The following is a 14,464-nucleotide window of genomic DNA, read 5'->3' on the forward strand; positions in this document are numbered from 1 at the left end:
TCCACGAGGTGTGGTCCCGGCAATCAGCCCTCCCTCCACCGGAACCGCGCGGGCGGGCGGCGGATTTTTCCGCCGCCCGTTCCATTTTCAGGGGCACTCAGCCCTCCAGTACGCCGGTGCGGAACAGCAGCCCGGCCAGTGCCGCGCCGATCGGCGGCACGATGATGAACATCCAGAGCTGCGACAACGCCTGTCCGCCGACCAGCACCGCCGGCCCGAAGCTGCGCGCCGGGTTCACCGAGACGCCGGTGACCGGGATGAAGGTGATGTGGATGATCGCCAGCGTCAGGCCGATGGCGACGCCCGCCACCGGGGTGATGCCGGCCTTGCTGGTGGAGCCAAGGATCACGACAAGGAAGATGAAGGTGCCGACCAGCTCGGTCAGCACCGCCGCGCCGAGTCCGAAGCCGCCGCCATAACCCTGTCCCCAGCCATTCTGGCCGAGGCCCGCGGTCGCGACGTCGAAGCCGCCGATCTTGCCGCCGAGAATGGCGGAAAGAATGAGCGCTCCGGCCAGCCCGCCCAGGAACTGCGCCACGATATAACCCGGCACCAGAGCCCCCGGCAGCCGCCCCGCGACCCATGCGCCGATGGTGACGGCGGGATTGATGTGGCAGCCCGACACATGGCCGATGCCATAGGCCATCGCCGTGACCGACAGGCCGAACGCCAGCGCGACCGCAAGGAACCAGACCGGAGACGCCCCCGCAAAGCCGGTGATGACCACCGAGCCGCAGCCGATGAGAACCAGCACGGCGGTGCCGATGAACTCCGCAATGAAAATCTTCATGACCTTCCTCACTCCAGTTGCCCCATGTGACGGCCGCCGGGGCCGGGGCGTGGAGCAGCGTAGGTCCGTACCGCCGGTGCTCCTACATATCCGGTAGTGGAGGTTCGGCACCGTTGGGGGAAGCTTCTCGCAGCGAGTCGTCCCCCGGCGAGGCCTTGCCAGCCTGCAGGCCGCGCGGCACAAGACCGGACATGATCATCTTCGACGACATCTCGCTGCGCCTTGCCGGCCGGCTCCTGATCGACCACGCTTCCGCCGCCCTGCCCACCGGCGCGCGCGTCGGCCTCGTCGGGCGCAACGGTGCCGGCAAGACCACGCTGTTCCGCGCCATCACCGGCGAATTGCCGCTGGAGAGCGGTGCGATCCGCCTGCCGGCGCGGGCGCGCATCGGGCAGGTCGCGCAGGAGGCACCGGCGGGGCCGGAACGGCTGATCGACATCGTGCTGGCCGCCGACACGGAGCGGGCGCGGCTGATGGCCGAGCGCGAGAGCGCGTCCGATCCGGTGCGCATCGCCGAGATCGAGATGCGCCTCACCGATATCGGCGCCCATTCCGCCCCGGCGCGGGCGGCGCGCATTCTCGCCGGCCTCGGCTTCGACGAGGCGGCGCAGGCCCGCCCGTCCTCCGAGTTCTCCGGCGGCTGGCGCATGCGCGTCGCGCTGGCCGCCATCCTGTTCGCCGAGCCGGACCTCCTGCTGCTCGACGAGCCGACCAATTATCTCGACCTCGAGGGCACGCTCTGGCTCGAGGACTACCTCGCCCATTATCCGCACACCGTGCTGATGGTGAGCCATGACCGCGACCTGCTGAACCATTCGGTCGACTACATCCTGCATCTTGACCGGCTGAAGCTCACGCTGTGGCGCGGCGGCTATGATTCCTTCGAGCGCCAGCGCCGCGAGAAGCTGGTGCTGGACCAGAAGCAGCGCGCCAAGCAGGACGCAAAGCGCAAGCACATGGAGAGCTTCGTCGAGCGGTTCCGCGCCAAGGCCACCAAGGCCCGGCAGGCGCAGTCCCGCCTCAAGGCGCTGGCCCGCATGGCGCCGCTGGAGGATATTCCCGGCGAGGAGCCGGCCTCCATCTCGATCCGCCACCCGGAGCGGATCCCGTCCCCGCCGATCATCGCTCTGGAGGGGGTGGCAACCGGCTATGAGGCGGAAAAGCCGATCCTGCGCAACCTCAATCTGCGAATCGACCATGACGACCGCATCGCGCTGCTGGGACCGAACGGCAATGGCAAGTCCACCTTCGCCAAGCTGCTGGCCGAGCGGCTGGACCCGCAGCGCGGCCGCATGGTGCGGGCGAGCGGGCTGAAGGTCGCCTATCTCGCCCAGCACCAGCTCGACGAACTGATCGCGGAACAGACCCCCTATGATCACGTCCGCACCCTGATGCCGGACGCGCCCGAGGCGAAAGTCCGTGCGCGTGTCGCCGAGATGGGCTTTTCCGGCGCGGCGGCGGACACGAAGATCGCGGCGCTGTCCGGCGGCGAAAAGGCGCGGCTGCTGCTGGGGCTCGCCGCGTTCCACGGACCGCATCTGCTCATCCTCGACGAGCCGACCAACCATCTCGACATCGCCGCCCGGCAGGCGCTGGTGGAGGCGATCAACGATTTTCCCGGCGCGGTCATTCTGGTGAGCCACGACCGCTCGCTGCTCGACGCCTGCGCCGAGCGGCTGTGGAGGGTCGGCGGCGGTACGGTGGCGCCCTATGACGGCGACATGGACGATTATCGCCGCGAGGTGCTCTCCGGTCCCGGCACCGGCGGCACCAAGCTCGCGCAGGTCTCCGAGCGCAAGGCCGAGCGGCAGGCCAATGCCGAGCGCCGCGCCGAAACCGCGCCGCTGCGCAAGAAGCTGAAGGACACCGAGACTGCGGTGGCGAAGACGGAGAAGGAGATCGCCGCGCTCGACGCCGAGCTGGCGGCGTCGGAGCTTTATGTGAAGGACCCTGCCAAGGCGACCCGCCTCGCCACGCAGCGTGCCGAGCTGGTCGAAAAGCTCGGCCGGCTGGAGGAGACATGGCTGGAGCTTTCCGCCGAGCTGGAGGACGCGCAGGCGCGGTGAGGGGCTCGCTCCCTCTCTCCGTGTAGCGAGGGCAGGAAAGGCGCGTTAGGCGGCGAGGGCATGCCCGCGGGAGCGAGCAAGACCCCCCGCCGCGTGAGCAAGACCCTCCCTGCGTGAGCAAGACCCTCCCCGCGTGAGCAACGCGATCCCCTCTCCCCGTGGGGGAGAGGGGTAGGGTGAGGGGAGGCTGCGGCCGGGCTCCCGGGCCGGGCTTCCTTGGCGGCCGCCGCGATCCCTTTCCTCCCAGCGTCCGCCCCCTCACCGACCCGCTGCGCGGGCCACCTCTCCCCAATGGGGAGAGGGTAAGAACGGCGCGCGGCGACAGGCGGCGGCTCGTTCCCATCCACCCGTTCCGCAATGTCTCTGCCGGCACAAACCGCGCGCAGCGTGCGCGGGCGCATCCTGCACTGCACCCCCTTCGCTTCTGCACAAACATCACTACACTGCGCGGCAGGAGCGCATCTGAATGAACCAGCACGTCGCGCCGGCCCGCACCGGCCATTCCGCCTGTCCGCATGATTGCCCGTCCACCTGCGCGCTGGAGATCGACATCTCCGGCGGACGCATCGGGCGGGTGCGCGGGTCGAGCGCCAACACCTTCACCGCCGGCGTGGTGTGCGCCAAGGTCGCGCGCTATGCCGAGCGGGTGAACCATCCCGGTCGGCTGACGCAGCCGATGCGCCGGGTGGGCGGGAAGGGCTCCGGCGACTTCGCCCCCATCGCGTGGGACGACGCCCTCGATCTCATCGCCGAACGGTTCGTGACCGACGAGCAGGGCCACGGCGCGGAGGCGATCTGGCCCTATTACTATGCCGGCACCATGGGCCTCGTGATGCGCGACGGGCTCAACCGGCTGACCCACGCCAAGAAATATTCGCGCTTCTTCTCCTCGATCTGCGTGAATCCGGCCTGGTCCGGCTTCCTCGCCGGCACCGGGCGCCTTGCCGGGCCGGACCCGCGCGAGATGGCCAAGGCCGACCTCGTGGTGATCTGGGGCACCAACCCGGTCGCCACGCAGGTCAATGTGATGACCCACGCCATCCGCGCCCGCAAGGAGCGGGGTGCGAAGATCGCGGTGGTGGATGTCTATCGCTCGCCCTCGATGGAGCAGGCGGACATGCCAATCCTGATCCGCCCGGGCACCGATGGCGCGCTTGCGGCGGCGATCATGCATGTGCTGTTCCGCGACGGGATGGCGGACCGCGCCTATCTCGCCAGCCATGCCGACGATGCCGAAGGGCTGGAGGCGCACCTCTCCACCCGCACGCCGGATTGGGCGGCGACGATCACCGGGATGCCGGCAGAGGAGATCGTCGCCTTCGCCCATGCGATCGGGCGGACCAAGCGCACCTTCGTGCGCGCCGGCTACGGCTTCACCCGCTCGCGCAACGGCGCGGTGAACATGCATGCGGTGACCTGCATCCCCACCGTGACCGGCGCCTGGCAATATGAAGGCGGGGGCGCCTTCCACACCAACGGCGCCATCTTCGGCTGGCGCAAGACCATGATCGACGGCAGCGACGTGCTGGACACCAGCGTGCGCCAGCTCGACCAGTCCCGCATCGGCGCCATCCTCGACGGCGAGCGCGAGGCGCTGGCGGGCGGGCCGCCGGTCACCGCCATGCTGATCCAGAACACCAACCCGGTCACCATCGCGCCCGACCAGACCCGCGTGCGCCGCGGCTTCGCGCGTGAGGACCTGTTCGTCGCGGTGCATGAGCAGTTCATGACCGAGACCGCGAAGATGGCGGACCTCGTTCTGCCGGCCACCATGTTCGTCGAGCATGACGACATCTATCAGGCCGGCGGCAACCAATACGTCATCCTCGGCCCCAAGCTGGTCGAGCCGCCGGGCGAATGCCGCTCCAACCACGATGTGGTGACGGCGCTGGCGCAGCGTCTCGGCGCCGAACATCCCGGCTTCGCGATGAGCCCGCGCGCGCATATCGACTGGCTGCTGCAGGCGAGCGGACGCGGCACGCTGGCGGAGCTGGAGCAGGCGAAGTTCATCGACGTGCAGCCGGATTTCGACACCGCGCATTATGTGAAGGGCTTCAACTGGCCCGACGGCAAATTCCGCCTGAAGCCGAACTGGCCGAAGGTGCCCTATGCCGCTCCGTCCAAGATGGGACCGGTCGCGGACATGCCGGCCTTCCCGGACCATTGGGCGGTGATCGAGGAGGCGACGGCGGCCTTCCCCTTCCGGCTGGTGACCTCGCCGGCGCGCTCCTTCCTCAATTCCAGCTTCACCGAGACGCCGAGTTCGCTCAACCGCGAGAAGCGTCCCGAGCTGATGCTGCACCCCGAAGACGCCGCGCCGCTGGGCATAGCGTGTGGCGACCGGGTGGAGGTGGAGAGCCCGCGCGGCGCGGTGATCCTGCATGCCCGGATCTTCGAGGGCGTGCGACGCGGCGTGGTGGTGGCGGAATCGATCTGGCCGAACGGCGCGCATGAGGGCGGGCGTGGCATCAATACGCTGACAGGCGCCGATCCGGTCGCTCCCGTGGGCGGCGCGGCGCTGCACGACAACCACGTGCGGATCCGCCGGCTCGACGAGGCTGCGGTCGCCTGAATCGGAAAAGAGCGGCGGGCCGGGAACCATCCGGCCGCCGCTGCGTCATCCGGGCACCATTGGCGGCTGCCGGCCAGCCGCGCCCAAACGGATCACGCCCATGAAATTCAATGTCGCTTCGACGCTTTCCTATGAGGTCAGCGAGCCGGCCGTCTTCATCCTCAATGTCGAGGCGGCGGCTTTGCGCAACCAGAAGATCCTCTCCGAGAATCTCGAACTCTCCCCGCCCGTCGCGCTGGACCGGCATGTGCTCGACGGCGGCACGCGCCTCGTGCGCGCGGTTGTCGAGCCGGGCACCTTCACGGTCGCCTACGGCGCCACCGTGGCGCTCGAAATGCATGACGCCGACCCGGCCAGCGTGCGCGAAACCCCGGTGGCGGAGCTGCCGCTGGAGGTGGTGCCCTTCCTCAATCCCAGCCGCTACTGCCAGTCCGACAAGCTGGCGCGTTTCGCCCATCGCGAATTCGGCGAACTCGCGCCCGGCCACCAGCGGGTGACGGCGATCTGCAACTGGATCTACGAGCATGTCGATTATCTGAGCGGCTCGTCGGACGCCGAGACCTCGGCCTCCGACACCATGGTGCAGCGCGCGGGCGTGTGCCGCGACTTCGCCCATCTCGGCATCTCTTTCTGCCGCGCTCTGGCGATCCCGGCGCGCTTCGCGAGCTGCTATGCGTGGCAGCTCGATCCGCCGGACTTCCACGCCGTCTTCGAGTGTTACCTTGACGGATCGTGGTATCTGTTTGATCCCACACGCAAAGCCGCGCTTCAGGGGCTGGTGCGCATCGGGGTCGGGCGCGATGCGGCGGATGCAGCCTTCTGCACCATCCATGGCGGCGCACAGATGACCGGCATGGAAGTGGCCATCAGCGCGGCGGAAGAGGTCGGCGAAGGCGAGCCGACCGTGCGCGCGGTCGGCATCGCGTAAGGCCGTCAGGCCGAGGGTGAAACGAGGGCGCGATCGCCCAGTGCGAACTCGTCGATCACGACGCGCGTGCCCTCGATCCGGGCACGGCCCTCGCAGACGAGGCGCAGCGAGGCCGGGTAGATCACATGCTCCTGCGCCAGCACCCGCGCGCCGAGCGTGTCCGGCGTGTCGGCGTCCAGCACCGGCACGGCGGCCTGCATGATGATGGGGCCGACATCCATTTCCGCGGTGACGAAATGGGTGGTGCAGCCATGCAGCTTCACCCCTTCGGCAAGCGCCCGCTCATGGGTGTGCAGGCCCTTGAAGCTGGGCAGCAAAGCGGGATGGATGTTGAGCATCCGGCCGTGCCACCCTTGCGTGAAGGCGGGGGTCAGTAGCCGCATGAAGCCGGCGAGGCAGACGATCTGCGCCTCGCAAGCCCGCAGGGCGGCATCGAGCGCGGCATCGAAGGCGGGGCGGTCGGCATAGGCCTTGTGGTCGACCGCCAGCGTCGCTATGCCGGCGCTCGCCGCGCGGGCAAGGCCATGTGCCTCCGGCCGGTTCGAGATCACGGTGACGATCTCGGCGGGAAAGTCGGGAGCGGCGGCCGCCTCGATCAGCGACATCATGTTGGAGCCGCGCCCGGAGATGAGGATGGCGACGCGGGTCTTGCTCACGGCAGGACGTCCCGGCTCACAGCGGCATGTCGATGTTGAGGTTGCCGTCATAGACGACATGGGCGGTGCCTTCGCCGGGCTCGATCACGCCGAGATGAACCACCTTCTCGCCGGTCTCGGCGAAGGCTTCCATCACCTCCTCGGCGTCGGCGGCATCCGCCACCACCACCATGCCGATGCCGCAATTGAAGGCGCGCAGCATCTCCTCCGGCTCGACCTGCCCGACCTGTGCCAGCCAGCGGAACACGCGCGGCACATGCAGCCCGTCGAGGTCAATGCGTGCCACGGTGCCCTTGGGCAGCACGCGAGGCAGGTTTTCCGTAAGGCCGCCGCCTGTGATATGGGCGAGCGCCTTCACCTTGCCGGTGGAGCGGATGACCGAGAGCACAGACTTCACATAGAGCCGGGTCGGGGTGAGCAGCGCCTCGCCGACGCTCCTGTGGTCGGCGAAGGGGGCAGGGTCTTTCCAGCGCAGGCCGGAACGCTCGACGATGCGGCGCACCAGCGAATAGCCGTTGGAATGAACGCCCGACGAGGAGAGCCCGATCAGCACGTCGCCCGCCGCGATGTCCGGGCGCGGCAGCAATTCGCCGCGCTCCACCGCGCCGACCGAGAAGCCGGCGAGGTCGTAATCGCCATCGGCATACATGCCCGGCATCTCGGCGGTCTCGCCGCCGATCAGCGCGCAGCCGGATTCCTTGCAGCCCGCGGCGATGCCGGAGACGATCTGCGCCCCGACCTCGGGCGCCAGTTTGCCGGTGGCGAAATAATCGAGGAAGAACAGCGGCTCGGCGCCCTGTACCACGAGGTCGTTGACGCACATCGCCACGAGGTCGATGCCGATGGTGTCGTGGTTGCCGGTGTCGATGGCGATCTTCAGCTTGGTGCCTACGCCGTCCGTGGTGGCGACGATGAGCGGGTCCTTGAAGCCCGCGGCCTTGGGGTCGAACACGCCGCCGAAGCCGCCGATATCGGCATCCGCGCCCGGCCGGCGGGTGGCCTTCACGAGCGGCTTGATGAGGTCGACGAGCCGGTTGCCGGCGTCGATGTCGACCCCCGCATCGCGATAGCTCAGTCCCTTCTTGTCCTCGGACATGTCAATCCCCGTCGTCCGCCCCGTCGTCGGTGCTGCCGCGCCGATTAGCCGCTAAAGAGGGGCGAGGCAACACGCACGTTGCGGATTCCGCACTTCTCAAGCTGCCGGCCGGCGGATGTGTTCGGCCCCCAGCGCCACGATGCCGGCGACCAGCCCCCAGAAGGCGGAGCCGATGCCGAGAAGCGACATGCCGGAGGCGGTCACGGTGAGGGTGATGACTGCGGGAAAGCGCAGCGCCGCATCCCCCATCGCCCCGAAGGCATTGACCAGCGAGCCGATGAGCGCGAGTCCCGCAACGGTCGCGATCAGCTCGGCCGGCATCGCGGCGATGAGCGCGACCATGGAGGCGCCGCCGATCGCCAGCAGGATGTAGGACAGCGCATAGAACGGTCCCGCCAGCCAGCGCTTCGAGGGGTCCGGATGGGTGTCCGGCCCGGTGCAGATCGAGGCGGTGATGGCGGCGAGGTTGCTGGTCAGCGCCCCGAGCGGAGCGGTGATGACGGAAGCAAAGCCGGTAACGGCGAGGATCGCGGCGGTCGGGGGCTCGTAGTTCGAGACGCGCAGCACCGCGAAGCCGGGCAGGTTCTGCGAGGCCATGGTGACGAGATAGAGCGGCACGCCGACGCCGATCAGTGCCTGCAGCTCGAACACCGGCCAGATCACGACGATCTGGGGCAACGGCAGGCTGTCGGGCAGGGGCTTCACCTCGCCCAGCAGGAAGGCGTAGGCCACGCCGGCAGCGAGCACGATGAGCACCGCGCCGAACGCGCTCAGCCGCCGCGCCACCAGGAAAAGCGCGATGAGCGGCAGCACCAGCAGCGGCTTCGCGCCGGCTGCGGTGAAGACCGAGGTGACGAATCGGAACAGCACGCCCGCCAGCATGGCCGCCGCGATCGGCACCGGCAGGCGCTGCACCAGCGCACCGAGCGGACGCACGGTCGCGGTGATGAGGATGAGCACGCCCGCGAGCAGCAGGGCGCCCACCAGCGTGCCCGGCGTGAGCCCATGCGAGGCGCCGATCAGCGCGGCACCCGGCGTGGTCCATGCGGTGATGATCGGCAGCCGGTAGCGCACGCTCAGCACCGCCGTCGTCGCCGCGACCGCGAGGCAGATGCCCAGCACGCCGGAGGAAATCTCCGCCGGGCTCGCCCCCGCCGCCTGGGCCGCCGAGACGATGAGGGCCAGCGTGCCGCCGAACCCGACCAGGGCGGCGACCACAGCGGAGATGACGATGGAGGGGCGCATGCGGGCGGTTTTCAGACTCGCGAGGACAGGACAGCGCCTTGTGCCATGCGGAGCCGGCGCCGTCACGCGGGCGAAGGCGCTTCCTCAGCGGGAGGCGGGGCCGGCAGGGTTGGGCTTGGCAAGGCGGGGGTGCCTGCCTATCTCGCCTTTGAAAGAAGGGGGCGTGGGCGGCCTCCTCCGGGGGGCGCCGCGTCGTGAACGTGCCGAACATCATCACCATCGGCCGCATCTTCCTTGTGCCGGTGGTCGTCTGGGCGATCGGGGCGCACCAATATGCGCTGGCCTTCTGGCTGTTCCTCGCCGCCGGCATCTCCGACGGCATAGACGGCTTCATCGCCAAGCGCTTCGACCTCGCCAGCGAGCTTGGTGCCTATCTCGACCCGCTGGCGGACAAGGCCCTGCTGGTCTCGATCTATGTCACGCTCGCGCTCGCCGGCGTGCTCCCGGTGTGGCTCGCCATCGCCGTGGTGTCGCGCGACATCATGATCGTGGGCGCGGTCATCCTCTCCTGGGGGCTCGACAAGCCGGTGGCGATCCGCCCGCTCGTCATTTCCAAGCTCAACACCACCGCGCAGATCGGCTTTGCCGCGCTGATCCTGGCGACGCTCGGCTTCGGGCTCGATCCCGGCCGAGCGCTGGAGGTCGGCATGGTGCTGGTGGGCTCGCTCACCGCCTGCTCGGCGCTGGCCTATCTGTGCGAGTGGGCGCGCCACGTCGCCGAGTGAGGAGGGGCCTCGATCGGCGCGATCCCCAGCCTGCCGGCGCGCGTTGCGGGGAAAACGGGCAGAAACGCCGGAACATTGCAGCACCATCGCCGCCCTGCGCGTTGTGCTGTATGGAATGTGCAGGCCGGGGGCACGCCCTCGTGTTGGTGAGGCGGCGGAGAACCGGAACGCATGACGATCCTGCATCCCCAGGTGCGTTTCTGGCTGGCGGCGCTGGCCTTCGTGGTGCTGGTGTGCTGGCTGCTCAGCAGCGTCATGCTGCCCTTCGTCGCCGGCCTGGCGCTTGCCTATTTCCTGAACCCCGTCACGACCCGGCTGGAGCATTGGGGCGCCAGCCGCATGGTGGCGAGCCTGACGGTGATCGCCGTCTCGCTGCTGGTCATCATCCTGCTGCTGCTGCTCGTCATCCCGCTGTTCGGCAGCCAGCTCTCGGCCTTCCTGCAGGGCCTGCCGCAGACCATCTCCAAGCTGCAGAAGCTGATGACGGGGGAGGGCGCACAATGGCTGCGCCGGGTGTTCGGCAACAATGTGCCCAACATCAATGAGGGGCTCTCCCAGCTCGTCTCGCAGGGCGCGAGCTATCTGCTCTCCTTCGTCCAGTCGATCTGGACCGGGGGGCAGGCGCTGATCTCGCTGTTTTCGCTCGTGGTCATCACCCCCGTCGTGGCCTTCTACATTCTCAACGACTGGAACCGCATGGTGGCCAAGGTCGATTCCTGGCTGCCGGTGCATAATCGCGAGACCATCCGCGATATTGCCCGCCAGATGGACCGGGCCATTGCCGGCTTCCTGCGTGGGCAGGCGCTGGTGTGCATCATTCTCGGCACCTATTACGCCATCGCGCTCACCATCGCCGGGCTCAATTTCGGGCTGGTCATCGGCATCGTCTCGGGGCTGATCACCTTCATCCCCTATGTCGGTTCGCTCACCGGTTTCGTGCTGGCGGTCGGCATCGCGCTGGTGCAGTTCTTCCCGGACTGGACGATGATCGGCGTCATCGTCGCCATCTTCCTGCTCGGACAGTTCGTCGAGGGCAACATCCTGTCGCCCAAGCTGGTGGGCGACAGCGTCGGCCTGCATCCGGTGTGGCTGATGTTCGCGCTGCTGGCCTTCGGCTATCTGCTCGGCTTCCTCGGCCTGCTTCTGGCGGTGCCTCTGGCGGCGGCGATGGGCGTGCTGGTGCGCTTCGCGCTCGACCAGTATCTGCACAGTTCGCTCTATACGGGTGAAGCCATCGAGGCTTATGCGGTGGAAGTCATCGAGCCCCCGGGAGGCGGCGCGGCACAGGTGCGCACCGTCGAGGTGATCGAGCGCCCGCGCGAGCCCGGGAACGGACGTCCGTGAGCGGGGTGGCGATGATCGAACCGCGCCAGCTTCCCCTCGATCTGCCGCACCGCGAGAGCCGGGCGCGGGCGGATTTCCTGCCGGGGCCCGGTACCGAGCGGGCGCTCGCCCTGATCGAGCGCTATCCGCACTGGCCCGCCCGCGTCGTGGCGCTCGTGGGGCCACCGGGGTCCGGCAAGAGCCACCTCGCCGCCATCCTCGCCGAGGAGACTGGCGCCCGGCGCATCGAGGCGGCGGCTCTCACCCCCGAGGGCGTGCCCGAGGCGCTGGCCGGCGACCTTCTCGTGCTGGAGGACATCGACGCCCCCGGCATCGACGAGGCGGCACTGTTCCACCTCCTGAACCTCGTCGCCGAGAAGGACGCCCGGCTGCTGCTCACCGCCCGCGAGCCGCTCGCCGCGCTGGCGGCACGGCTGTCCACGCGCGACCTCGCCTCGCGCTTGCGCGCCGTGCCGGTGGTGCCGGTGGAGGCGCCCGACGACGCGCTGCTCGCGGCTGTCGCGCTGAAGCTGTTCGCCGACCGGCAGATCGCCCCGGACGAGGCGCTCCTCTCCTTCCTGCTGGCACGGGTGGAGCGTTCCGTTCACGCGCTGAGGGATATCGTCGCCGAACTCGATCGCGAGGCGCTGGCCCGCAAGCGGCCGTTGACCCGGGCGCTGGCGGCGCAGATCCTGAAACTTCGACAAAGTCCGGGCGTGAATGACGAGGAGGGCGCCTTCTAGCCGGAAGCCCTTAATCCGTGCGACATCTCGCTGTCATAGAGCTGTCATGACGGACGGCCAATTTCCGCGCAAACCAGCGGACCGATTTTCAGGGAGACGAGACGGTGAGCCAGACGGAACAGCACGTCGCCGCAGAGCCCGCCAGCCGCGGACCGGCGATATCGGACGCGAAGGCCTCGGCGCAGGCGCTGTTCGATTCGCCCGGCCGGTTCATCAATCGCGAATTGTCGTGGCTGCAGTTCAATCGCCGCGTGCTGGAGGAGGCCTCCAATACCGGGCACCCGCTGCTGGAACGGCTGCGGTTCCTGTCCATCTCCGCGAACAATCTCGACGAATTCTTCATGGTCCGCGTCGCCGGCCTCAAGGAGCAGGTGCGCGAAGGCTTCGTGGTGAAGAGCCCGGACGGGCTGACCCCGGCCGAACAGCTTCCGCTCATCGCCTCCGAGGTCGCGGCGCTGGCCTCCGACCAGCAGGCGCGCTGGCGCGAACTGCGCGTGCTTCTGGCGGAAAACGGTATCGTGCTGGTGGATGGCAGCGACGTGAAGGCCGCGGACCGGCACGCGCTGGACGATTATTTCCTGAACCACGTCTTCCCGGTGCTGACGCCGCTCGCCATCGACCCGGCGCATCCCTTCCCCTTCATTCCGAATCTCGGCTTCTCGCTGGCGCTGCAGCTCTCGCGCATCTCCGATGCCCGCGCCATGAACGCGCTGATCCGCGTGCCGGCCAAGATCGAGCGCTTCATCCGCCTGCCGGACGATGCCTCGGGCGCCGCGCGCTTCATCACGCTGGAGCAGATGATCGGCCTGTTCATCGGCCGCCTGTTCCCCGGCTATCAGGTGAAGGGCCTCGGCGCCTTCCGCGTGGTGCGCGACAGCGACCTGGAAGTCGAGGAGGAGGCGGAAGACCTCGTCCGCCAGTTCGAAAGCGCGCTGAAGCGCCGGCGCCGCGGCTCGGTGATCCGCATGGAGGTCGATGCCGCCATGCCGGAGGAACTGCGCACCTTCGTCGCCCGCGAGTTCGGCGTGGCGGATGACGAGATCTTCCTGGTCCACGGCGTGCTGGCGCTGAACGAGTTCAGCCAGCTCGTCTCGCTCGACCGGCCGGACCTCAAGTTCAAGCCGTACAATGCCCGCTTCCCCGAGCGCATCCGCGACCATGCCGGCGACTGTTTCGCCGCCATCCGCGAGAAGGACCTCGTGGTGCACCACCCCTATGAGTCCTTCGACGCGGTGGTGCAGTTCCTGCGGCAGGCGGCGCGCGACCCCAACGTGGTCGCCATCAAGCAGACGCTGTACCGCACCTCCTCCGACAGCCCCATCGTGCGGGCGCTGGCCGAGGCCGCCGATGCCGGCAAGTCGGTGACCGCGCTGGTGGAGCTGAAGGCCCGCTTCGACGAGGAGGCCAATATCCGCTGGGCGCGCGATCTCGAGCGCGCGGGCGTGCAGGTGGTGTTCGGCTTCCTGGAGCTGAAGACCCACGCCAAGCTGTCGCTGGTGGTGCGCCGGGAAGGCGGCACGCTGGCCAGCTATTGTCATGTCGGCACCGGCAACTACCACCCCATCACCGCGCGCATCTACACCGACCTGTCCTTCTTCACGGCGGATCCGGTGATCGGCCGCGACGTGGCCCGCCTCTTCAACTACATCACCGGCTATGCCGAGCCGCAGGAGCTGGAGGCGATGTCCGTCTCCCCGCTCACCCTCAAGCAGCGCATCCTCGACCATATCGACGCCGAGATCGCCTTCGCCAAGGCCGGGCGACCGGCCGCGATCTGGCTGAAGATGAACTCGCTGGTCGATCCCATGATCATCGACGCGCTGTACCGCGCCAGCGCCGCCGGCGTGCCGACGGACCTCGTGGTGCGCGGTATCTGCTGCCTGCGTCCCGGTGTGCCCGGGCTCTCCGAAAACATCCGGGCGAAATCGATCGTCGGCCGCTTTCTTGAGCATGGCCGGGTCTATTGCTTCGGCAACGGCCACGGATTGCCGCACCCGAAGGCGGCGGTCTACATCTCCTCGGCCGACCTGATGCCGCGCAATCTCGACCGCCGGGTCGAGGCCCTGTGTCCGATCACCAACGCCACCGTCCACATGCAGATTCTCGACCAGATCATGGTTGCGAATCTGGAGGACAACCAGCAGAGCTGGCGGCTGTTGCCCGACGGTACGTCAGAACGCATAGTGCCCGGGCCGGGCGAAGAGCCGTTCAACGCCCACCAGTATTTCATGACCAATCCGAGTCTGTCCGGACGTGGCAAGTCGCTCAAAGAATCGTCTCCCCGCAGTCTCACCCGTCGCCGCGCTCGCGGCTGAGACCA

General features: G+C 68.5%; 11 protein-coding genes. 7 read left to right on the plus strand and 4 right to left on the minus strand.

The annotated features are described in order from the left end of the window. Positions 1-97: 97 nt before the first annotated feature. Positions 98-790: an aquaporin gene (locus tag MWN34_RS00770; protein WP_247025724.1), complete on the minus strand. Its 693-nt coding sequence runs from the start codon at positions 788-790 to the stop codon at positions 98-100. Between the two features lie 191 nt (positions 791-981). Between MWN34_RS00770 and MWN34_RS00775 the strand changes: the two genes are divergently transcribed. From MWN34_RS00775 to MWN34_RS00785, 3 genes are all read left to right on the plus strand, one after another. After that, positions 982-2,856 (plus strand): ABC-F family ATP-binding cassette domain-containing protein, encoded by a 1,875-nt coding sequence (locus tag MWN34_RS00775; RefSeq protein ID WP_247025725.1) that lies wholly within the window; start codon positions 982-984, stop codon positions 2,854-2,856. A 466-nt stretch (positions 2,857-3,322) separates the two neighbouring features. Then, positions 3,323-5,428, plus strand: coding sequence for a molybdopterin-containing oxidoreductase family protein (locus tag MWN34_RS00780; RefSeq protein WP_247025726.1), 2,106 nt, complete (start codon positions 3,323-3,325; stop codon positions 5,426-5,428). Positions 5,429-5,528: 100 nt separating this feature from the next. Continuing rightward, positions 5,529-6,356, plus strand: a complete 828-nt coding sequence (locus tag MWN34_RS00785) for a transglutaminase-like domain-containing protein (RefSeq protein WP_247025727.1) — start codon at positions 5,529-5,531, stop codon at positions 6,354-6,356. 5 nt (positions 6,357-6,361) lie between these two features. On the opposite strand, the gene purN is transcribed toward MWN34_RS00785, so the two are convergent. The 3 genes from purN to MWN34_RS00800 all read right to left on the minus strand — a co-directional run bounded on the left by purN (position 6,362) and on the right by MWN34_RS00800 (position 9,368). Next, entirely contained in the window at positions 6,362-7,012 is a 651-nt protein-coding gene (purN, locus tag MWN34_RS00790; RefSeq protein ID WP_247025728.1) for a phosphoribosylglycinamide formyltransferase, read from the minus strand. A gap of 16 nt (positions 7,013-7,028) precedes the next feature. Further along, complete coding sequence (gene purM, locus MWN34_RS00795) at positions 7,029-8,108, minus strand: phosphoribosylformylglycinamidine cyclo-ligase (RefSeq protein ID WP_247025729.1); 1,080 nt, start codon at positions 8,106-8,108, stop codon at positions 7,029-7,031. Positions 8,109-8,204: 96 nt separating this feature from the next. After that, positions 8,205-9,368, minus strand: a complete 1,164-nt coding sequence (locus MWN34_RS00800; RefSeq protein ID WP_281502820.1) for a benzoate/H(+) symporter BenE family transporter — start codon at positions 9,366-9,368, stop codon at positions 8,205-8,207. A 179-nt stretch (positions 9,369-9,547) separates the two neighbouring features. Between MWN34_RS00800 and MWN34_RS00805 the strand changes: the two genes are divergently transcribed. The 4 genes from MWN34_RS00805 (at position 9,548) to MWN34_RS00820 (ending at position 14,459) form a co-directional block, all read left to right on the plus strand. Continuing rightward, positions 9,548-10,078: a CDP-alcohol phosphatidyltransferase family protein gene (locus MWN34_RS00805; RefSeq protein WP_247025731.1), complete on the plus strand. Its 531-nt coding sequence runs from the start codon at positions 9,548-9,550 to the stop codon at positions 10,076-10,078. A gap of 171 nt (positions 10,079-10,249) precedes the next feature. Beyond that, entirely contained in the window at positions 10,250-11,422 is a 1,173-nt protein-coding gene (locus MWN34_RS00810; RefSeq protein ID WP_247025732.1) for an AI-2E family transporter, read from the plus strand. Positions 11,423-11,433: 11 nt separating this feature from the next. Next, positions 11,434-12,144, plus strand: coding sequence for an HdaA/DnaA family protein (locus MWN34_RS00815; protein WP_247026112.1), 711 nt, complete (start codon positions 11,434-11,436; stop codon positions 12,142-12,144). A 158-nt stretch (positions 12,145-12,302) separates the two neighbouring features. Further along, a complete protein-coding gene (locus MWN34_RS00820; protein ID WP_247026113.1) occupies positions 12,303-14,459 on the plus strand; it encodes an RNA degradosome polyphosphate kinase in 2,157 nt (718 codons plus the stop codon). Positions 14,460-14,464: the final 5 nt, after the last annotated feature.

Source organism: Ancylobacter crimeensis (assembly GCF_023016805.1).
GTDB classification, from domain to species: domain Bacteria; phylum Pseudomonadota; class Alphaproteobacteria; order Rhizobiales; family Xanthobacteraceae; genus Ancylobacter; species Ancylobacter crimeensis.

Excerpts from the sequence above, each read along its gene's own strand:
- MWN34_RS00770 (WP_247025724.1), bottom strand. The coding sequence starts at position 790 with ATGAAGATTTTCATTGCGGAGTTCATCGGCACCGCCGTGCTGGTTCTC.
- MWN34_RS00785 (WP_247025727.1), top strand. The coding sequence starts at position 5,529 with ATGAAATTCAATGTCGCTTCGACGCTTTCCTATGAGGTCAGCGAGCCG.
- MWN34_RS00810 (WP_247025732.1), top strand. The coding sequence starts at position 10,250 with ATGACGATCCTGCATCCCCAGGTGCGTTTCTGGCTGGCGGCGCTGGCC.
- purM (WP_247025729.1), bottom strand. The coding sequence starts at position 8,108 with ATGTCCGAGGACAAGAAGGGACTGAGCTATCGCGATGCGGGGGTCGAC.
- MWN34_RS00815 (WP_247026112.1), top strand. The coding sequence starts at position 11,434 with ATGATCGAACCGCGCCAGCTTCCCCTCGATCTGCCGCACCGCGAGAGC.
- MWN34_RS00780 (WP_247025726.1), top strand. The coding sequence starts at position 3,323 with ATGAACCAGCACGTCGCGCCGGCCCGCACCGGCCATTCCGCCTGTCCG.
- MWN34_RS00775 (WP_247025725.1), top strand. The coding sequence starts at position 982 with ATGATCATCTTCGACGACATCTCGCTGCGCCTTGCCGGCCGGCTCCTG.